Genomic DNA, 19,401 nt, shown 5'->3' on the forward strand with positions numbered 1-19,401 from the left:
ATGCAATCATATAAGAATTATGCACAACGATTTTATTATTTATCAACAACCATCAAAAAAAATCAGGTTAAGAGAGAAAGACTATCACTTTTTTAGTGGTACGTCTTATCTGGGATTAAACCAGGATGAAGATTTTAAACAACTATTAATAGAGGGGCTACACCAATACGGCATGTCATTCGGCAGTTCCCGCAACGGGAATCTTCAATTAGCTATTTATACAACAGCTGAAAACAAGATGGCTACCTGGGTAGGTGCAGAAAAAGCGCTTACAGTCTCGTCAGGTATGTTAGCAGGGCAATTAGTGGCTCAATATTTAAGAACGCAGCAGGTAACCTATTTTTACGCTCCACAGAGCCACTCTGCTAACTTCCATGAGCCAATTGTTCAATTACCAGCCATAAGCTTTCAGGAGTGGACAAAACAGATTGAAAAGCAAATAAAAGAAACAAATGCCCCTCATTCGGTTATCGTTTGCAATTCAACCGATGGTTTGCGGGCTACCAGCTATAATTTTGATTGGATACAGGAGTTGCCCGAAAATCAGTTTATTACCTTAATTATAGATGATTCGCATGGTTTGGGAATAACAGGTAATAATGGGGCAGGGATTTTTCAGTCTATAACAGTAACGCCAAATATACGATTTATCGTAGTCTCTTCTTTGCATAAAGCCATGGGTATTCCGGGAGGAGTGGTTTTTGGGGATGAAGCTACGATTGAAACATTAAGACATACAGCTTTTTTTGCTTCCTGTTCACCGATAGCTCCGGCTTACTTATATGCTTATGTGAAAGCAGATAAAATTTATCAAAGAAATTTTGAACGTTTGCTGGCAAATATTGAGCGTTTCTCTTCGCAATTAGAAGCTGCAAGGAGTTTATTCAGCTTTCAGCCTGATTATCCAGTATTTTATACGGCTCAGGATGCATTATATGAGTATCTGTTCAAAAACGATATTTTCATTTATAGCTTTGCTTATCCTATCAAGACCGGTAAACCTAATACAAGAATTGTGATAAGTGCCTGGCATGATAAGGAACAGATAGATTTACTAGCAGCGAAATGTAATGAATTTGCAGAGAAAATGAATTAACCCATTAACCAGATTTTATCTTCTTCATGCCCTTGTTCTTTCCATTCTACCAATACGCGTTGGCTATCAAGCGTATTTACTTTCATACCTGTATAATCTGGTTGAATAGGCAGGTCGCGCACATAGCGGCGATTGATTAGACAGAGTAATTCAATTTTTTCCGGTCTTCCGAATGCCTGCATGGCATCAATAGCTGCACGAACCATGCGTCCGGTAGCTAGTACATCATCTATCAATATTACCTTTTTGTTTTCAATCACAAAAGGAACTTTGGTTTCATTAGGTTTTAGCGGTGAATCTCTTCTTCGGAAATCATCACGGTAAAATGTAGCATCCAGATAACCTAATTTGATAGAACCACCTGTTTCCTGCTGTAACTTCTGGTGAATACGCTCGGCTAAGAATATGCCACGTGGTTGTAGACCAAGAATAACAGAGTTTGAAAAATCTTTATGGTTCTCAATCAGTTGTTGACATAAGCGATTCAGCGTAATATCAAGAAGCGGATTGGCTAAAATAAGTCGTTTCATACAAAAATTGATAAATGATACCTGTGTGATTGCTATAGCAGCAACAAGATTCTCGGTAAATTTTCGGAACTTTGCCAACAAATTTATTGACATATTTTCTCATTCACTCATTCACTCGTTAAAAAAAATGAAATATCTCATTGCCGGGCTCGGAAACATTGGTCCTGAATATGCTTTTACCCGTCACAATGTGGGTTTTATGGTACTCGACCGTCTGGCGGCACAAAACGATTTCTCTTTTAAAATGGAAAGGCTCGCCTACACGGCCGAGTTTAAATATAAAGGTAAACAGATACATTGTATTAAGCCTACTACTTATATGAATCTGAGTGGCAATGCCGTGAACTACTGGTTACAGGCTTTAAAGATACCCGTTGAGAATCTATTGGTGATCTGTGATGATATAGCCTTACCATTCGGGAAGCTGCGCATGAAAACCAAAGGTTCGCATGGCGGACAGAACGGATTAAGAAATATTGAAGAAAAATTAGGTACCCAGAATTATAATAGATTGCGCTTTGGAATAGGCAATAATTTTCATGCCGGAAGGCAGGTAAATTACGTTTTAGAGCCTTTCAGCGAAGATGAAATGAGCCAATTGGTCGCAAGATTAGACCGGGCAGACGACATAATTACCAGCTTTTGTAGCATTGGGGTAGAGCGAACAATGAATTTTTTCAACGAATGATTGTACTTTTTAAAGAATTTTCATGTTAGTCAATATTGGAATAATATATAAGTTGTACTTTTCTAAGACGAATAATATTCTGATTATTGGTAATAAATAGCTATAAGATTCGCATTTTTGTTTCGTATAACAAATAAAATTAGAACAATATTCGGAGTTTTGGCCTGACACACATTTGGATTATATTAATTTTCGTTGTAGTTTTGCATCATCATCCACGAAAGAAAAATAGAACAAAACAATGAAAAATTCATTTAAATCCGTTATATTTGCAGTTACACTTGGGTCATTCTTGATTTCTGCAAATATTGTAAATGCAAATGACCACGATTCAGCTAAGAGTGAAGTAATGTTGGTAAAGGGAGCTGAAGTAAATTTCGCGAACTTCATGTCGAAAAAAGCGAAAAAATTTGTAAAGACCGAAGATTGGGTTATATTTGTAAATGTTGTGAAATTATATAACAACTCACCAGCCAGATTTATGGCATTGAGTTCTTCACAAAAAGCAGAATTTAACGAAGCGGCAAACAACATAGAAGCAAAAGTTGCAAAGCTAAGAGGAGATGAGGCTAAAGCCTGGAGAAACAAAGTAGTAGCAACAACAAAAATTTTGAATGTGTTGTGGAATTACCAATCAAACGTTGGGCCAGTTGACCAGGAAAACGCGGTAAGTCCGGTTGTGACTGAAATGTTAGGTCGCTAAGGCTCAACTTAGCAAAGAACAAAATATTAAGTTTTTCATAGTTTAATAGGTTAGGGTTGAATAGATGGACGCTTACCCCACTGCTTCTGGCGGTGGGGTTAAGTTTTTTTATGGGGATTCTGTTTGCCTCCTGGAACATCTAAGCCCTCAAATTGCGTTACACTGTATATCCAATAACTTATCTTTCTTAACCCGATGCGTACTGTATTATTACTGTTTCTTTTTCTGGCTTCATGTACTCAAAGCGAGAACAAAATCCAATCAAAGACTTATTATGACCTTGCCGGATTAATTAATCAGCAAATCAGCGATTTATCGGCTAAGAAACCTTTGGTTGAAAAAACAGTAGTATTGGCTCATAAACAGGAGCGCATTGAGACCAAGGATATTGACTGGAATAAAGAGTTAGAATTATTTCTGCAAGCTGACCTGAATAAGCAATCGTATCAATCAGGCTATACTATTGATACAAAGGATAAAAGAGTTAGTTATCAGTTAAAAGCAGGTGAAAAACTGTCGGTAACTCAACTGTTGATAGAATTTGACGAAAAAGATTTGCCCAAGCATATAGAAGCTACTATGCATACAAATAACTATCTATATGAATCAGATAAAAAACTCACGGCAGATTTGGTGAATAACCAATTAAAAAGCTATAAAATAGAGGGATATAAGGAGTTGTTTATTGGTAGCAGGAAGAATTTTAGTGTTGAAGGCAAAATAAAAAACTAATAGTTCGCTTTAATTTGCCTTCACCTAAATTATCTTATAATTTGTAACGGCTTTCGAAGGTTACCTTCATAATAATAATAATAATCATCAACACCTAATGAGAGAATTTCGGCTATTTCTATACTCGAAAGTTCAAAATCTTGCTTGTGAACTTCGATAATTTCTTTAACTAGAGATGGTTGTTCTTTTGCAAAATCTAATTCTTCTGGTTCTCTGAGACGGTAAGGTGCCATTTGTTGCCAAAGATACTTTTCTTCATTTGGAGTAAGTATGCCTATATTTGAAGCTTTGACAATAAGTGAACTCATTGAAACTTTCCAAAACCGTTTAAGGTTTGCAAGTGTTTTTAAGTTTAATTTTGCAAAACTTCTCCTAAAATCAAATTCAGGTACAAGAAATTCACTTCCAAATCTAAATGCTTCTTTCTCTAGGTCTCTATCTTTTTCAGTAATCTTACTAAAGTGTAATACTAGATGGCCTAACTCATGAGCTAATGTTAGTCTTTCCTTATCTGAGGGTAATTGAGAATTAACATAAATAATCGGTTGATTTTTAACTGTAAATAAACTTAAACCATCTATCTTATCAGTATTAAAATCGAAACGAATTACGATTATTCCATTATCTTCCAATAAACGAGTAATATTTTCAATCTTGCCTTTTGGTAATCGCCATTTTTCTCTTAAAAATAAAGCCGCCTTTTCAGGTTGCCCATGCTTCTCAACATCCCAATCAATTAAGTTTGCATCAGGGATCTCAACTCGCTTTAATAATTTTTCAATATGAATACGTATAATATTCATTTGAGCCTCAAACTGCTTTTGTGTTCTGCCGGGAACTTTTGCTTTTCTACGATAATAAATTAAACTTGGTGGATAAATTTCATCTTTTAGTAAGAAAAAAGATTTCGGATAATTTAATATATCTGATATTTTTTCTATATAATCATCTGATAAGAATAATTCGTTATTTTCAAGCTTTGATACTGTTCCCTGACGAACATTCATTTTTTCGCATAATTCAGTTTGAGTAAATCCTCGTGATTCACGAGCAAGTTCAATCATTTTAGGATTGTACGAAAAAGTATTCATTATTTATTGTTATAAAGTCAAAGGGTAACTTTACTTTTTTTACTTAACCATTTGTCCCATCTCTTTGTTCTTGAGAAGGCTTAATCGCTTTAACTCTATTTGTATTCTCGCTTGAAGGTTCATTTGATAATGAGAGACCGAGAGTTAATTGCGTCATTTCATGCTTCATGTCTTTATGCCATATTACGGTTTGGCCTTTACGACAGACTAGAGGAATATTTACTAAGTTTGTCCAAGTTTTATTAGGTATATAGCCTGCATAAAAAAGGGTTAATTCATCTGGGAAAGCACTCATGCTTAACTGATTTATATACTTTAAAGATTGCTTAGTTTCTAAACTTGACATTTTAAAGTCTTTAGCATCTTTCATTTTCTTAAAACGAACAACAATCTTCTTTTCTATTATAAGATAGAAAATACCACGTGCTTCCCCACTAATAACTTCAGCGTCACTGCCAAACTCTTCAGTTGCTCTCGCACGAATGAAATCTAAAATTAAAGAACAAATACTTCGAGCCTTAAAATCTAAGCAAGCGATTTGACTTAATTTAATATTAGCTATTTCCGAGTAATCTTGAAAAGAGGTTTGAACAACCGTTGAAATCCTTTCGTAATACTTTGAAGCTGTTGCTTCAATTTCTTCTTCCGATAAAATATTTCTCATGTATAATAGATTTGTATGTAGATCTAAAACAAAGTTACTCCGGTTTTTCCATTTATCAAAATTTTTATTCCAATTTTTTCTTTTTTAATAAAAAATATTCCAAAACGCAATAGATAATGTATAAAAAAAGGTATTACTATATGTAAAGTAATACCTCTTAATGATTGTATTTATTCTATTAATAATCTCCTCCGGCGCCACCGCCACCAAAATCTCCCCCACCAAAGTCGAAACCTCCACCACCACTGCTTCCGCCGCCACCAGACCAACCGCCTGACGAGCTTCCCCAGCCTGTATAGGTAGTATACGGAATCCAGCCGCCACCGCGGTTGCCGCTATTGCCTCCTCCTTTTCTGTTTTTTCCTATGATATAGAAGACGATAATCAGGATGATAATAAAGATAAGGATACCTATAAAAGCACCTCCATCATCTTCATCGTCCGGGTCTGCTTTAAATTCTCCTTTGGCATAATTAATAATCTTGTCTACCGCTGCATTAAGTCCTTCGTAATACCTTAGTTCTTTGAAATTAGGCTTTATATCCTGCTCTATAATGCGTTTGCTATATGCATCGGTAATAGAGCCCTCCATGCCGTATCCGGTGGCTATAAACACCTTTCTGTCTCCTGGAGCCCAGAGTATAATAATACCGTTGTTTTTACCTTTTTCACCTACTCCCCAGGCACGACCTAACTTAAAGGCATATTCGCTGATGTCGTAAGGCTGAACGGTTTTAACAATAACAACAACAATTTGAGTAGAAGTGGTGTCGTAATAAGCCTTTAACTTTGACTCCAATTGGCTGGTTTCGCTTTGACTTAACAAACCACCTACAAAATCATTGACAAATCGGGCAGGATTCGGTTTGTCCGGAACATCCTGCGCAAAAGCCATGCTTTGTAGCAGCAGTAGTAATATGAGTAGTTTCTTAAACATTTTCCAGGTTAAGGTATAGGTTCTGTTGAAATATCATCAGAAAGTTCATTTACGTCGTCCTGATGATACGGAAAAAATTTCTTTAACTGATTGCCGGCTTCACGAATCCCCATCTGTAAACCTCCAGCAAAGTCTTCCTGCAAAAAATACTGTCTCATACTGTCTCTGATACCTTCCCAAAAGTTAATCGGGACTACTTTATCGATGCCCTCATCACCCAATATGGCAAATTTGTGGCTTACATGAGCTAGATAAAACAAAACACCGTTTCTTTGGGCTGTTCTATCAAGTGCCAGGTAATGAAATACCTGTTTCGCACGTTCCATTGGGTCTTCGGTTGGACAAGTATCTTCTATATGAACCTTTACCTCTCCCGAAGTATTGAGCTCTGCATCTTTGATTGCTTTCACAATCCTTTCTTTGGCGGTCTCTGTCAGAAACATGATTGTATGAGATAAGATTTTCTGAAAAAATAAATAGCACTTACAGGATTATGAGGCCCTGTAAGTGCATACAATATGCTTTGTGAGATTAGAATTTAACCGTTGGAGCCGATTGGGCGGAGTCAGATGCCTGGAAGAAACCTTTTTCATTGAATCCGAATATCTTGGCAAAAATAACTGTCGGGAAGCTCAATGCTGAGGCATTGTAGGTCTGAACCGAACCGTTGAAATCATTACGTGCTACACCAATCCGGTTTTCAGTGCCTTCCAATTGAGATTGCAATTCCAGGAAGTTTTGGTTCGCCTTTAACTGAGGATATTGCTCTACCGAAACCAATAAGCGGCTCAAAGCCCCACTTAACTGATCTTGTGCAGCCTGAAACTTCTGAATATTTTCAGGAGTCAGATTATCCGGGCTGATTTGCATAGAAGTGGCTTTCGCACGCGCTTCGATTACTTGTGTTAAGGTACTTTTTTCGAAATCAGCAGCACCCTTTACTGTATTTACTAAGTTTGGAATCAAGTCTGAACGACGTTGGTATTGGGTTTGTACATTAGCCCATTTTCCTTTCACGTCCTGATCTTTGCCAACCAGGCCATTATAAGAACTACAACCATATACACAGAAAATCAATACTACGCCAATTATAATTAAGGTGCTTCTTTTCATTTTTTAACAGAGTTTTTGTGTTTAAACTAATAATTTTGCTCAAATGTAATACTTTGGAAATAATATGCAAGAATTACATAAGTATAAGTGGGTAAAAACATTTATGAATGGATATTTTCGCCTAGCCACAATTTTATATACTCCTGTTCAGGGTCATAAAAATCAGCTTGTTGCTGTGTATCAAACTTTCTGCCCTCTTGCGGGTCATTACCTACACCGGCTATATAATTCCAGTTGCCCCAGTTAATACACACATCATAATCAATCAGAGCGCTTTCAAAATAGGCAGCACCCCAGGTCCAGTCAATGCCTAAGTCTTTAGCTAAATAACTGGCTACATTCTGTCTCCCTCTATTAGATAAATAGCCTGTTAGCTGCAACTCACGCATATTGGCATCAATAAAAGGTACACCTGTTTCACCTTTTACCCATGTTTCAAAAGTAGATTTATTCCGGCTCCATTGTCTCATCAGGTCATTCTTGATGCCACTGGCTTTAAACATACGTGTGCCATGTTTCAATGCACTAAAATAGAAATAATCACGCCATATCAATTCAAAAATCAACCAATAGGTAGATTCATTCGCAACTACTTCCGACTCATATTTCTTTACTTGCTCATAAACCTGACGGGGGGAGATACAGCCTAAGCTCAACCAAGGTGATATTTTAGAAGAATAATCTTCTCCTATTAACCCATTGCGGGTTTCTTTATAGGTTTTAAGTAAACCCTTTTGCCAGATAAACTCATTCAATCGCTTCAAGCCCTCGGTTTCACCTCCTTTAAAATTAAAAGCTGAGCGTTCGTCTAGTACAGGTTCAGTCTCAAACCCTAAATCCTGATAAGTTGGGATATGGCCTTGATCAATGCCTTCAACTTTTGGCAATTGTGCAGGAGCATCAAATGTTTTACGGACTTTAGTAGCCTGTTCTATCTTTTTTCGGAAATCAGTAAAGACTTTAGGCAGGAAATTTATCTGGAAAGGTAAATCACGGGCATGGAAGAGGGTAGCAGACCAGATAAGGTCAATATCTATATTGAGCGGTTTTAAGGTCTTGGAAAGTAATGCTTCAATGGTTGTCTCATCCTGAGTTACTTCTTTGCTGGCGAATACAGCAGAAGCTTCCAGTTCTTCAGCCATCTGCGCAATTATTTCTTCGGCATGACCAATTCTTATAATGAGCTCAGAGCCTTTATCGCGTAGATTTTTTCTTAAATCTTCAACAGCTTCTAATAAAAACTTTGTTCTGAAAAGTCCGGTTCTTTTAAGTCCCAGAAAGTTTTTCTCAAAATAGCGGGTATCGAAAACATATACCGGAACCACATTACCCGCTTTTGAGGCTTCAAGAAAAGCTTCGTTATCGTGTAATCGCAAATCGTTTCTAAACCAGAAAATTATATTTTGCATGCCTGTAATTAAGATAAATGATGGTGTCTTTATTGTCTTATGCCTGCTTTTCAGTGCATAGCAATAACCCTGACAAATATTTGTGGTGCAAATATCCGTTGGTACTGACACTTTTCAAACCTTAATTAACATAAATAAAAGAAGATAGCGTTCCAGGACGAATCCTAGTGCTAAAATATACACTTACAAACAAACAAACTCGAAAGCAATTTTGCGGGCTGTTTTTACATTATTAGCATCAATCAACGTTTGGTCAGCGTTTGTTACAATTCCGCTCTTATCGTATTGGTAGCTGGTTTGGGTAGTTTCGTTCAGCTTACCGTTATCATCATAAACTTTTACCATCGTTGGGTTATTTTTACCTAATGAAGCAAAGAAATTATTGGCAAGTCCTACAAACCCTAAAGCCATTGTGCGATAGCCTGTTGGCATATATTGTGGTTTATCATCATAACTTACGCCTTCAAAAGTAAGTAATTCAGGGTAACCATCTATTTGTGTATAAACTTTTGACACATTGCTATTCAGGTATTCTACGCGAGTTTTGCCTTTGGCAGTACTTCCAAAAATATCAAACTGCGTATTAACCGCTACAATATTATCACCCTCATACATAAACTCGTTAGTCATGAACTGATAGTCTCTGATAGAGGTTTTTGATTTGATGATTTTTCCGGCAGAATTATACTCAAAAACAACAGTATACTGATCAGAAGAGCTTCCAGCTTCAATAATCAACTTTTCAATATTGTTTTTAAGATTATAATTAAAGAGAGTAGATACTTCCGTGCCTTCACGGGTAACAATTCGTTTAATGCGCCCCAGAGTATATTCGAAAGAAAAAACGGGTGCTCCGGTTCCGGAACTTACATTCCTGAGCGGGCACTTAGCTAATTTCGATAATGCGTCAGGGTCAATGTCGCCGTCTCCGACGCGCGTACAGGAGGCTATGAGATCCACAAGGGCCACAGCCAGAAAAATGGCAAAACGTTTCATTGTAATTTTATAATAAAGATTCTTTCAATAGCAATGAAGAATCAAGCAAAAAACGTGCCTGTTTTAAGAGGGGAGAAGAGTTTTAATCTAACAAAAAAGCCCTCTTTCAGAGGGCCAAATGACTTATAATTTGGTCTTTAGAAAGGCTGTTAAGATAGCCAGACCTTTTTCGAAGTGAGTATTATTGTTAATGATGATATCGGCATCATATTTGGTAGGCTCGATAAACTTCTCGTAAGTAGGCGCCACATGGTTTTCCCAGCGGTATAAAACATCTGTAAGGTCATATCCTCTTTCACTTCCGTCTCTGATGATTCGACGTTTGATCTTCACATGTTCACGGGCATCAATGAATACCTTTAAGTCGAGCAACCGAGAAACTTCCACAGAATGAAAGACGAAAATACCTTCTACCACGATGATTGGCGCAGGATTGAAAGTAAGGATATTGGGAACAACCGCCGGATTATTGAAAGTATATTCTTTTTGCTGAACTACTTTCCCGTTTTTTAACTCCTCTACATGTTTGGCATACAACTCAAAGTCTATCGCCTCAGGTAAATCGTAATTCTCAATATTATTGGCATCTTTAGGCACCAGAGGCTTTGGACGGTAATAATTATCCTGAGAAATAAGACAGGTTTCATCAGGAGAAAAAGAACTTAGTAGCTGATGCAAAAAGTATGTTTTTCCTGATGCACTCCCCCCTGTAATACCAACAATATATGGTTGTTTCATACTTAAGCCAAAACTTGTATAACTTGTTCCAGGATAAAACGTCCGTCAATATTGCCTAAGGCTTCGTCAGAAGCACGCTCAGGGTGCGGCATCATACCAAATACATTTTTTCCGGCATTAGTTACCCCAGCAATGTTTTCGATGCTACCGTTATGGTTAGCTTCCGGACAAATGACACCAGATTCATCACAGTAACGAAACAATACCTGATCGTTATCGTTGATTTGCTTCAATGTATCTTCATCGGCAAAGTAACGGCCATCACCATGAGCAATTGGTATTTTATAAGCCCTGTCTTCTAAACCTGCCGTAAGCAATGTAGAGCTGCTTTGTGGTTTCAGATAGATATTACTACAGATATATTTACGCTCAATATTTCTCAATAAAGCACCCGGTACCAATCCGGCCTCAGCTAAAATCTGAAATCCGTTACAGATACCCATCACATAGCCACCTTTATTGGCGTGGGCAATCACTTCGTTCATAATAGGCGAGAAACGAGCAATAGCACCCGAACGCAAGTAATCTCCATAAGAGAATCCACCCGGTAATATGACAAAATCACAACCCTGAAGGTCGTGGTCTTTGTGCCAAAGTTTAACTATTTCTTGTCCGAGGTTGTGACGGAATGCAAAAACGGTATCGTCTTCACAGTTAGAACCAGGAAATACTACTACGCCGAATTTCATAAGTTACGAATCCCGAAGACGAATCTGTAGGATTGATTTGAATTTGAATGAAAAGAATTTTTACACAAAATTACGAAAAATCTATAGGATATAGCCTAATAATTTTCAGAAATTGCTGGCAAATATTCTGGCACCCCAACTCATACGAATACTATCTGAATGAAAACCGCTAAAAAAATATCAGTTTATCTGGCGACAGGCTTATTCCTATTAATTATTGCCTACCAGGTATGGGCAAATATAGGGCTTGGCTCGAAAGCGCCTCAAACGCTAAAACTGGATGTAACAGAAGCCTTTGGAGATTCAAGTAGTAAGGGTAATATAGTAGGAGTCCAGGCATTTATGGAGCCAATCGACTATGCTTCAGAGAAAAATTTCAGTAGTAAGATACGCTTTTATTTAGATGAAGCAAAAAAGAAAAACTGGTTAATTCCGGGAAAAACTATTGTGGTATTTCCAGAATACTTTGGTACCTGGCTGGTAGCCTTAGATGAAAAGGAAAGTATTTACCACACACCAAAAATAGAAGAAGGCTTACAAAAGATAGTAATGAGGAATGTCGGCAAATTCTTTAAAACCTATATCAGTAGCCCGGATTCAGTAAAAGATAAAGTAAAGTACAGTGTTTTTGCGATGAAAGCTTCTACTATCGCAAAAGTTTATCAGGAGACTTTTGCGGCTTTAGCAAAAGAATATCAGGTAACCATTGTTGGGGGTTCTGTTTTATTACCCGAACCAAGCGTTGAATATGGCGTATTGAAAACAGGAAACGGACAATTATTTAATACTTCGGTAGTTTTTGAGTTTGATGGACAAATTAATTCAAAATTGATTAAAAAAGCTTTCCCAACGGCTGATGAATTAGGATTTATTTGTCCGGTTGATGCCAAATCGATTCCTGTATTTCAGACTAATGTCGGAAGAATGGGGGTCTTGATTTGTGCAGATGCCTGGTTTTCGGATGCTTATAAGGCTTTAAAAACAAAAGCAGTTGATTTTGTGATAACTCCCTCTTACTCCAATGGAATCGGTTATTGGAATAAACCCTGGAGTGGTTATTCAGGTGCAGAAACGCCTAAAGAGGCAAAAGCCGATATAGATAAAATCTCCTTAGGTGAAGCATGGATCAAATATGCGATGGGTACACGAGCCAAAGAAGAAGCAGGTGTTAAGAAAGGCATGAATGTTTTTCTCCAAGGCAACTTATGGGATTTGGGTGCTGATGGCTCAACAATTATCTTGAGCGATTCAGCACGTGCAACGCCTTATATAGGAAAGTCAGCTTTGATTAATCTTTGGTTATAAGTAGGAGAATCTACTTCTGGCCAGATTTATCAGGTTCATACTTAATAAAAACCTGCAACCAGATAGAACGGGATAAACGATAAAGCAGCGGAAATAATAGAAAGGTAAGTGCTACATAACCCAAAATATACCATAACCAATATACCCTTTCCTCAAAGAATAAATAGTAGGCTACTGTGGCGGTGACAAACAGGGCAATATTAAAGATATAGCTTACATACATAGCACCATAAAAGAAACCACTTTCTCTTTCATACCTTAATCCACACTTCGGACAATTTTTATGCATAGCAGTCATCTTGCCCAGGTTATAAGGATTTTTAGTTTCAAAAATCTCTCCCTCATGACAACGAGGACATTTCATCTGTACAGCAGCTTCTACTTTATTCATTTTGTTTTTACTTTAATACCGTTTCTTTAATAATAATCCAACACCCCATCACTAAGATAAACCAACCGAAAGCAGGTTTTAGTTTCTCTCCATCTACTCTTTTCGATAAATAGCTTCCAATTAATACACCACTAATAGTGCAGCCAACAAATTTCAAGAGAAATCCCCAATCTAATACAACGCCGGCCGAGAAATCGCCTATGGCCCCGAACAAAGAATTTATAGTAATAATCAACAGAGAAGTTCCTACGGCTTCTTTCATAGGTAATTGTGCAAAAATAACCAAAGCCGGAATAATCATAAAACCGCCACCTGCGCCTACAAATCCGGTTAATGCCCCTACAATAATCCCTTCTAAAAAAATTACCCAATAACTTACTTTTGTTTTAATCAGATCATTAGCTTCCTTACGGCTTTTAATGATTGAATAAGACGCCCCAATCATCAATAAGCCAAAAAGTAACATTATCATCAGGTTTTTAGTAAAGGTAAAGTCTCCTGACTGATAAATTACTTCGGGTATTCGGTGCATCACAAACTTTCGCATGGTAAATACCATCACAAAAGCAGGAAAAGAGAAAAATAATCCTTTCCGAATATCTACCAATCCTTTCCTCAAATAGTCAATAGAGCCTACTAATGAGCTGATACCGACAATAAAAAGGGAATAGGTTGTAGCCGTAGTAGGGCTTATACCCATAATATAAACCAATACGGTTACAGTCAGAATAGAGCCTCCGGCACCAATCAATCCCAAGGTAATACCAATCAAAAAAGCCAAGCCAAAACCTATTATTTCCATAGAATTTAACGAGAGAATCTTTGTCTTTTTCAAAGATTCAGCTAGTGAAAAAATGGTGCAATTTAAGGAAATGGAATGAAAGTGCAGAATTAAGATTGTATTTTTCAAATATCCATCCCACTTAAGCTGATTATTTTTCAGATTACTATAGAATTATACTGAAAGCTGATTATTTTTGTTAAAAACCTGAACTTTCTATGTATAAGAAAATTACACTTCTTCTCAGCTTTGTAACCACCACTTTAGTAGCCCAGATTGAAAAAGCTCCACCAAGAGCCGAGGGCGAATACGCCAATCGTTTAATCATCAGAGGCGTTACGCTAATCAATAGTACGGGTGCTCCACCTGTGGGTCCTGTTGATATTGTCGTAGAAAAAAATAAGATAGCACAGATTCGTCAGGTGGGTTATCCCGGTGTGCCTATTGAGCCTAAAAGTCGCCCGAAATTGAATGAAGGAGATAAAGAATTAGATTGTACAGGCATGTATCTGATGCCGGGTTTTGTGGATATGCACGGGCATATAGGTGGTAAATCACAAGGTACTCCGGCTGAATATGTGTTTAAACTATGGTTAGCACATGGTATCACTACTATTCGTGACCCATCGGCAGGGAATGGTTTGGAATGGACGCTTGACCAGAAAAAGAAAAGTGAAAAGAATGAAATAACTGCCCCCCGTATCAAAGCTTATACAGCCTTTGGGATGGGTTCAGATAAACCCATTAATACACCCGAAGAGGCTCGCCAGTGGGTAAGAGATAATGCCGCTAAAGGAGCAGATGGTATTAAGTTTTTCGGTGCATCACCTGAGGTTTTCAGAGCAGCTTTGGAAGAAAACAAAAAAATAGGTTTACGTTCGGCCTGCCATCATGCACAATTGGAAGTGGGTCGAATGAATGTATTAGCTACAGCCAAAGCAGGTTTAACTACCATGGAACACTGGTATGGTCTACCGGAAGCCTTGTTTGATGAGAGAACCTTACAGAATTATCCGCCTGATTATAATTATAACAACGAACAGAATCGTTTTGAAGAGGCAGGAAAATTATGGAAGCAAGCAGCAGAACCTGGTTCAGCTAAATGGTATCAGGTAATGGATGAGTTATTGAAATTGGATTTTACACTTGACCCAACCTTTAATATTTATGAAGCTAACCGTGAATTAATGCTGGCTCGCCGGGCAGAATGGCATGATGAATATACTTTGCCATCGGTTTGGCGTTTCTATGGTCCAAGCCGTATTTCTCATGGTTCCTACTGGCTAAACTGGGGAACAGAGCAGGAGGTAGCGTGGAAAGAGAATTATCGCATCTGGATGCGTTTTGTGAATGAATATAAAAACAAAGGCGGACGTGTAACGACTGGCTCAGACTCAGGCTTTATTTATCAGTTATACGGCTTTGCGTATATCAGAGAGCTGGAACTATTGCGTGAAGCAGGATTTCATCCGTTAGAAGTAATCAGAGCAGCTACATTAAAAGGAGCAGAAGCTTTGGGTATGGCCGACCAGATTGGTACAGTAGAAGTAGGTAAATTCGCTGATTTTGTGATAACAGAAGAGAATCCATTGGCGAACCTGAAAACTTTATATGGTACAGGAGCTATCAGAGTCAATGATAAGAACGAAGTAGTGAGAGTAGGGGGCGTAAAATATACCGTGAAAGACGGCGTGGTATATGATGCTAAAAAACTATTGGCTGATGTACGCAAAATTGTAGCAGATGCCAAAGCTAAAGAGGGCTTTGAAATTACCCAGCCGGGTATTCCGCAAAAAGGACCATCAAAAGTGCAAGGGTCTGAAAAAAATCAATAGAAACAAAAAGGGCTTTCAGATTTCGCTGAAAGCCCTTTTTGTTTTATTTCTTCTTATAATCTCCACGAGAGAAATGTTTCTCAATCCAGCAGTACATCAGAATAAAGAAGTATCTGCTACCCATTTCTTTAATCTTCAACTTTGATTCGCCGTATTTGCGGTTTGTCCAGCTGTTGGGTACTACGGCAAAGGTATATCCTCTTACCATCGCTTTCAGTGGAAGTTCAACGGTTAAATTGAAGTGGGGAGATAAAAAAGGCTTGATGCCCTCAATGGTTTCTCTTTTATATAGTTTAAAAGCATTCGTAGTATCATTGTATTTGATACCCATCATGTTTTTAATAATAAAGTTTGCAATGCGGTTAATGAATTTCTTTAATGGCGGGTAATCAATCACTTTCCCTCCTTTTACCCAACGACTACCAAATACGGCATCCACATTCTCGCTGAGCATGGTTTTGTAGTATTTAACTAAATCTTCCGGGTCGTCAGACATATCGGCCATAAATACCGCTACACAATCGCCAGAGAATCGCTCTAGGCCATAACGAACAGCATAGCCAAAGCCATTAGGTCCTTTATTGGTTTCAAAAACTAAGGTCGGAATCTCTCTCGAAAGTTCGTGCAACACATTCAGCGTCTGGTCTTTTGAATTATCGTTCGTTACCCAGATTTCGTGCGGAATATCGTATTTTTTGAGCGTAGCATATAAAGTGCGAAGAGTTTCAGGAATACTTTCTTGTTCGTTATAAGCAGGAATAACAACGCTTAGTTTCATTATTTTTTCTTTGGATATAAGTCTGTGAAAGATACGCAGCCTTGAAGTACGGTTCAATTAAAACGCAAATGTCTGAAAACTAAGGTTAAAATCAAAATGGGGGAGGAAATGGGGTAGATGGAATAGCAATAAATTTATTTAACTGCAATATAATTAAATCAAAAAGTTGATTTAATAACCTTGAAAGAAGAAGTTATTCTATTCGAAATCCAAGTTAAATGTGATTACCTTCAATTTTAGCGCGGTTAAGGATTTATGTCTTTTATATTACTTAGCCTTAACAGCAACTCTTTTAGTAAGATTCGCATTGGGGTAAGTGGCGGATAATCGTTTGATTATATTCTTATTATTAACAAAAAAGTTTCTTTCAAAACTGAAACTTTCTAATTTGGGTAAATGATAAATTCCTTCCGGCAGTAAACTGATAGGATTAAAATCAATATTAATTTCTATCAGGTTTTTCAATTTCTCAAAACCTTCTGGTAATGAGGTTAATGCGTTAGTAGTCAAATTAACTTGTCGCAAATTGCTTAAATTAACAAAATCAGCAGGTAATTTAGAAAGCTTGCTGCTTCTTATTTCCAGTACTTCAAGCTTTTTTAATTTATTAATGCCATTTGGTAACTTTTCTAATTTTGATAAAGAAAGATGTAATTCTTTTAATTCAGTGAAATTGTAGATATTGGCAGGTAAGATTTTAGTAGCATTAGCCGTATAACTATATTGTGATAGATAAAGTCTTTTTAGATTTTTACATTTCCATAGTTTTTCCGGTAAATTTCTTGCCTCATGATCTGACAAAGAAACCCATATTACTAATTCGGGATTTTGGAGTTTTTCAAATTGTTTGAGGCTTGAAATTACCATAAAAGGCACCTTCTTTTCCCATAGCAGATTTCCTTTGTGGTCGAAATAGCTTCCGAGATGGCCAATGTAAATGATGTTTTCATCCCACCAGATAAAACCTTCACCCCAATAACCCTCTAAAATAACCTTACCGGTTCTATCAAATATCTGAGACATTTGATCTGGTTTAAAGCCCAAACCAAGTCCATTACTAAAAATAGAAGTATGTTGATAGATAGGAGGAATTGCCCAATCTCCTGTTGAGTCAATATATCCTGCTTTCTGTGTCTCTAAATCTCTTACATTGGCTAAACCTTCTGAGAATCCGGGAAATTCATAAGGGCCAAATGCATTTGGCTGAAATTTTTTCTTGAAAAGATCTTTGCCATTCTTGTCAACAAACCAGGAGTATTCAGGTTCGTCTTGGCCAACAAAGATTTTTCCTTCATTGATTGATCGGGCAAACTGAAAAACAGGAGCAAGAACAACATTTCCTTTTGTATCCATTAACCCTTGTTTCCAGACGCTGCGATCACCTGCATTGGTTGGCTTCACTTCAACATTAAACCTTGCAACCCCATTGTGAAATCTGAAATTATATGTTTGCCCTTTAGCTTCATACGCAGGTTTAGAAAAAACAAGCTGACCTGTTTTATCAATGAACTCCATTTTGTCCATACAACGCCGCACAAAAAGACCCTCTCCTGCATAAATTAAGTCTTTATTCTCTTCGCTCAGGGGTATTAGTATTTTTCCTTCAAAATTAATTGCACCTTTCATCTTAGGATTAATCGCGCCAGACACAACGGCTACACTGTCTTGAAATGGGGTATTGAAGGGGTCATATATTCTCAACCACCAAATTTCCCGGACGGTCTTCCCTTTATTATCAATAATTATGGTTGCCCTTTTTTCACTATCATAATAAGTGAGATATCCATTATAATACTTTCTGTTCATCTCCACATACTTTGATGCTAATGAATCTAAGGTGAATATAAGCTCTCCTTTTTTGTTTATATAAGAAGCGAATCCTTCTTTAATTTCAGCAGGGTAAAGGTTTTCAGGCACGTGGCTTTGAGCCCATAGAATCGTAGATGTAATACAGAAAAAAATAAGCAGTTTGATTTTTTTCATAAATCAGATATTCAATACACTATTTTTTCAATTTCATAAATTCACCCAATAAAGGGGCTAAACCCTCTTCATTCAGGTTGTCATTATTCCAATGGCTCATTACACAGTTTACATAGTTATCTCTTACTTCAGTGGCTACATAATAGATAATTAATTGCTTGGCACCGACCATTATTCCTATCCCTGCGCCAAATTTGTAGACTATCTTTTTAGCTACCGTTTCTGTACCTTCAAAAATTACTTTAATATCTTCTTCAACTATTATTTTACCTGTCTTTTTTGATTTGGTTGCCAGTTCCTGATACTGTACAGCGTTTTGAGCATCAATTAACGTACTATGAACCGACCAATTCATTTCACCCATATACGGACATTGAATCGTATTTACCTCAGTCCAATAACAGGCATCATTCATTTTTACTTTTCTGCCAACAAAATTGATAGTCTCGGGCTTTAAGGCATTAAAGGCTTCTTTAGGAATTTTGTCTTCTATAATATCTCTGACAATAAGCCTTTCTAAATCTTTATTCTGATAATTAACATTGTCAAAGAAAACAACAATAACATTCTTGTCTATGTTTTCAACAAAATAAGAGGAAGAAAACTGCATAAGGCCATCGCCAATTGATTCGCTTTTTTCAAAATATACATTTTTAAAACCAAGCTTGTCGTCTGCTTTTCCTGCTGAAGGCTGCTTTTTATATTCTTTGAAAAGACTTTTTAGATTATCATCATTATAGACTTTTTTTTCTACTTTACTTGAAATTGCATAGCTATCAGTGTTATAATAAATAGCATCCTTATTGATAATAGCCTGTATCCGGTTTCTATAACTTTCAAGTTGTGCCTGTACTGTTGAGTGTATAAATAGAATCAGAAAAACGGAAAGCAAACTTTTCATTTTTTTTAGGCGTTAAAAAAGGCGTAAATTTATAAATCAGA

The 19,401-nt window shown here is 37.1% G+C and carries 21 protein-coding genes; 6 read left to right on the top strand and 15 right to left on the bottom strand.

Annotated elements, in window-relative coordinates:
• The first annotated feature begins 19 nt into the window (after positions 1–19).
• Positions 20–1,096, top strand: coding sequence for an aminotransferase class I/II-fold pyridoxal phosphate-dependent enzyme (locus D0T08_RS13495; RefSeq protein WP_116983184.1), 1,077 nt, complete (start codon positions 20–22; stop codon positions 1,094–1,096).
• Here the strand turns inward: D0T08_RS13495 and pyrR are convergent.
• Positions 1,093–1,626, bottom strand: a complete 534-nt coding sequence (gene pyrR, locus D0T08_RS13500) for a bifunctional pyr operon transcriptional regulator/uracil phosphoribosyltransferase PyrR (RefSeq protein ID WP_116983389.1) — start codon at positions 1,624–1,626, stop codon at positions 1,093–1,095. The two genes, D0T08_RS13495 and pyrR, sit on opposite strands and share 4 nt — an antisense overlap.
• A 127-nt stretch (positions 1,627–1,753) precedes the next feature.
• On the opposite strand from pyrR, the gene pth reads away from it, so the two are divergent.
• The 3 genes from pth to D0T08_RS13515 all read left to right on the top strand — a co-directional run bounded on the left by pth (position 1,754) and on the right by D0T08_RS13515 (position 3,749).
• Entirely contained in the window at positions 1,754–2,314 is a 561-nt protein-coding gene (pth, locus tag D0T08_RS13505) for an aminoacyl-tRNA hydrolase (RefSeq protein WP_116983185.1), read from the top strand.
• A 241-nt stretch (positions 2,315–2,555) separates the two neighbouring features.
• A complete protein-coding gene (locus tag D0T08_RS13510) occupies positions 2,556–3,017 on the top strand; it encodes a hypothetical protein (RefSeq protein WP_116983186.1) in 462 nt (153 codons plus the stop codon).
• Positions 3,018–3,212: 195 nt separating this feature from the next.
• Positions 3,213–3,749 carry a hypothetical protein gene (locus D0T08_RS13515; protein WP_116983187.1) on the top strand — a complete coding sequence of 179 codons (537 nt, stop codon included), beginning with the start codon at positions 3,213–3,215 and terminating at the stop codon, positions 3,747–3,749.
• A gap of 29 nt (positions 3,750–3,778) precedes the next feature.
• Here D0T08_RS13515 and D0T08_RS13520 read toward each other — a convergent pair whose 3' ends face one another.
• The 9 genes from D0T08_RS13520 to purQ all read right to left on the bottom strand — a co-directional run bounded on the left by D0T08_RS13520 (position 3,779) and on the right by purQ (position 11,386).
• Positions 3,779–4,813: an ImmA/IrrE family metallo-endopeptidase gene (locus D0T08_RS13520; protein WP_158561265.1), complete on the bottom strand. Its 1,035-nt coding sequence runs from the start codon at positions 4,811–4,813 to the stop codon at positions 3,779–3,781.
• A gap of 70 nt (positions 4,814–4,883) precedes the next feature.
• Positions 4,884–5,504 carry a hypothetical protein gene (locus tag D0T08_RS13525; RefSeq protein WP_116983189.1) on the bottom strand — a complete coding sequence of 207 codons (621 nt, stop codon included), beginning with the start codon at positions 5,502–5,504 and terminating at the stop codon, positions 4,884–4,886.
• A 178-nt stretch (positions 5,505–5,682) separates the two neighbouring features.
• Positions 5,683–6,441, bottom strand: coding sequence for a YgcG family protein (locus tag D0T08_RS13530; protein WP_116983190.1), 759 nt, complete (start codon positions 6,439–6,441; stop codon positions 5,683–5,685).
• 8 nt (positions 6,442–6,449) lie between these two features.
• Positions 6,450–6,884, bottom strand: coding sequence for a TPM domain-containing protein (locus D0T08_RS13535; protein WP_116983191.1), 435 nt, complete (start codon positions 6,882–6,884; stop codon positions 6,450–6,452).
• A gap of 88 nt (positions 6,885–6,972) precedes the next feature.
• The gene (locus tag D0T08_RS13540; protein ID WP_116983192.1) at positions 6,973–7,554 is read right to left on the bottom strand and encodes a LemA family protein; all 582 of its coding nucleotides are present in this window, start codon (positions 7,552–7,554) and stop codon (positions 6,973–6,975) included.
• A gap of 101 nt (positions 7,555–7,655) precedes the next feature.
• Positions 7,656–8,963 carry a DASH family cryptochrome gene (locus D0T08_RS13545; RefSeq protein WP_116983193.1) on the bottom strand — a complete coding sequence of 436 codons (1,308 nt, stop codon included), beginning with the start codon at positions 8,961–8,963 and terminating at the stop codon, positions 7,656–7,658.
• A gap of 183 nt (positions 8,964–9,146) precedes the next feature.
• Positions 9,147–9,959 (bottom strand): hypothetical protein, encoded by an 813-nt coding sequence (locus D0T08_RS13550; RefSeq protein ID WP_116983194.1) that lies wholly within the window; start codon positions 9,957–9,959, stop codon positions 9,147–9,149.
• Between the two features lie 123 nt (positions 9,960–10,082).
• Complete coding sequence (gene udk / locus D0T08_RS13555) at positions 10,083–10,697, bottom strand: uridine kinase (protein WP_116983195.1); 615 nt, start codon at positions 10,695–10,697, stop codon at positions 10,083–10,085.
• A gap of 2 nt (positions 10,698–10,699) precedes the next feature.
• On the bottom strand, positions 10,700–11,386 hold the full coding sequence (gene purQ / locus D0T08_RS13560; RefSeq protein WP_116983196.1) for a phosphoribosylformylglycinamidine synthase subunit PurQ: 687 nt from the start codon (positions 11,384–11,386) through the stop codon (positions 10,700–10,702).
• A 159-nt stretch (positions 11,387–11,545) separates the two neighbouring features.
• Between purQ and D0T08_RS13565 the strand changes: the two genes are divergently transcribed.
• Positions 11,546–12,691, top strand: a complete 1,146-nt coding sequence (locus D0T08_RS13565) for a carbon-nitrogen hydrolase family protein (protein WP_116983197.1) — start codon at positions 11,546–11,548, stop codon at positions 12,689–12,691.
• 10 nt (positions 12,692–12,701) lie between these two features.
• Here D0T08_RS13565 and D0T08_RS13570 read toward each other — a convergent pair whose 3' ends face one another.
• Positions 12,702–13,082 carry a DUF983 domain-containing protein gene (locus D0T08_RS13570; protein ID WP_116983198.1) on the bottom strand — a complete coding sequence of 127 codons (381 nt, stop codon included), beginning with the start codon at positions 13,080–13,082 and terminating at the stop codon, positions 12,702–12,704.
• Positions 13,083–13,089: 7 nt separating this feature from the next.
• Positions 13,090–13,884: a sulfite exporter TauE/SafE family protein gene (locus D0T08_RS13575; protein ID WP_116983199.1), complete on the bottom strand. Its 795-nt coding sequence runs from the start codon at positions 13,882–13,884 to the stop codon at positions 13,090–13,092.
• 197 nt (positions 13,885–14,081) lie between these two features.
• Between D0T08_RS13575 and D0T08_RS13580 the strand changes: the two genes are divergently transcribed.
• Positions 14,082–15,698: an amidohydrolase family protein gene (locus tag D0T08_RS13580; protein ID WP_116983200.1), complete on the top strand. Its 1,617-nt coding sequence runs from the start codon at positions 14,082–14,084 to the stop codon at positions 15,696–15,698.
• A gap of 43 nt (positions 15,699–15,741) precedes the next feature.
• Here the strand turns inward: D0T08_RS13580 and D0T08_RS13585 are convergent, their stop codons facing one another.
• The 3 genes from D0T08_RS13585 to D0T08_RS13595 form a co-directional block, all read right to left on the bottom strand.
• Positions 15,742–16,476 (bottom strand): glycosyltransferase family 2 protein, encoded by a 735-nt coding sequence (locus D0T08_RS13585; RefSeq protein WP_116983201.1) that lies wholly within the window; start codon positions 16,474–16,476, stop codon positions 15,742–15,744.
• A 267-nt stretch (positions 16,477–16,743) separates the two neighbouring features.
• Positions 16,744–18,459: a WG repeat-containing protein gene (locus D0T08_RS13590; protein ID WP_116983202.1), complete on the bottom strand. Its 1,716-nt coding sequence runs from the start codon at positions 18,457–18,459 to the stop codon at positions 16,744–16,746.
• 19 nt (positions 18,460–18,478) lie between these two features.
• On the bottom strand, positions 18,479–19,360 hold the full coding sequence (locus D0T08_RS13595; RefSeq protein ID WP_116983203.1) for a hypothetical protein: 882 nt from the start codon (positions 19,358–19,360) through the stop codon (positions 18,479–18,481).
• Positions 19,361–19,401 lie beyond the last annotated feature (41 nt).

It is taken from the genome of Emticicia sp. C21, from assembly GCF_003418935.1.
GTDB lineage: Bacteria > Bacteroidota > Bacteroidia > Cytophagales > Spirosomataceae > Emticicia.

Coding starts and splice junctions, on each gene's coding strand:
- D0T08_RS13495 (WP_116983184.1), top strand. CDS start 20: ATGCACAACGATTTTATTATTTATCAACAACCATCAAAAAAAATCAGG.
- pyrR (WP_116983389.1), bottom strand. CDS start 1,626: ATGAAACGACTTATTTTAGCCAATCCGCTTCTTGATATTACGCTGAAT.
- pth (WP_116983185.1), top strand. CDS start 1,754: ATGAAATATCTCATTGCCGGGCTCGGAAACATTGGTCCTGAATATGCT.
- D0T08_RS13510 (WP_116983186.1), top strand. CDS start 2,556: ATGAAAAATTCATTTAAATCCGTTATATTTGCAGTTACACTTGGGTCA.
- D0T08_RS13515 (WP_116983187.1), top strand. CDS start 3,213: ATGCGTACTGTATTATTACTGTTTCTTTTTCTGGCTTCATGTACTCAA.
- D0T08_RS13520 (WP_158561265.1), bottom strand. CDS start 4,813: ATGATTGAACTTGCTCGTGAATCACGAGGATTTACTCAAACTGAATTA.
- D0T08_RS13525 (WP_116983189.1), bottom strand. CDS start 5,504: ATGAGAAATATTTTATCGGAAGAAGAAATTGAAGCAACAGCTTCAAAG.
- D0T08_RS13530 (WP_116983190.1), bottom strand. CDS start 6,441: ATGTTTAAGAAACTACTCATATTACTACTGCTGCTACAAAGCATGGCT.
- D0T08_RS13535 (WP_116983191.1), bottom strand. CDS start 6,884: ATGTTTCTGACAGAGACCGCCAAAGAAAGGATTGTGAAAGCAATCAAA.
- D0T08_RS13540 (WP_116983192.1), bottom strand. CDS start 7,554: ATGAAAAGAAGCACCTTAATTATAATTGGCGTAGTATTGATTTTCTGT.
- D0T08_RS13545 (WP_116983193.1), bottom strand. CDS start 8,963: ATGCAAAATATAATTTTCTGGTTTAGAAACGATTTGCGATTACACGAT.
- D0T08_RS13550 (WP_116983194.1), bottom strand. CDS start 9,959: ATGAAACGTTTTGCCATTTTTCTGGCTGTGGCCCTTGTGGATCTCATA.
- udk (WP_116983195.1), bottom strand. CDS start 10,697: ATGAAACAACCATATATTGTTGGTATTACAGGGGGGAGTGCATCAGGA.
- purQ (WP_116983196.1), bottom strand. CDS start 11,386: ATGAAATTCGGCGTAGTAGTATTTCCTGGTTCTAACTGTGAAGACGAT.
- D0T08_RS13565 (WP_116983197.1), top strand. CDS start 11,546: ATGAAAACCGCTAAAAAAATATCAGTTTATCTGGCGACAGGCTTATTC.
- D0T08_RS13570 (WP_116983198.1), bottom strand. CDS start 13,082: ATGAATAAAGTAGAAGCTGCTGTACAGATGAAATGTCCTCGTTGTCAT.
- D0T08_RS13575 (WP_116983199.1), bottom strand. CDS start 13,884: ATGGAAATAATAGGTTTTGGCTTGGCTTTTTTGATTGGTATTACCTTG.
- D0T08_RS13580 (WP_116983200.1), top strand. CDS start 14,082: ATGTATAAGAAAATTACACTTCTTCTCAGCTTTGTAACCACCACTTTA.
- D0T08_RS13585 (WP_116983201.1), bottom strand. CDS start 16,476: ATGAAACTAAGCGTTGTTATTCCTGCTTATAACGAACAAGAAAGTATT.
- D0T08_RS13590 (WP_116983202.1), bottom strand. CDS start 18,459: ATGAAAAAAATCAAACTGCTTATTTTTTTCTGTATTACATCTACGATT.
- D0T08_RS13595 (WP_116983203.1), bottom strand. CDS start 19,360: ATGAAAAGTTTGCTTTCCGTTTTTCTGATTCTATTTATACACTCAACA.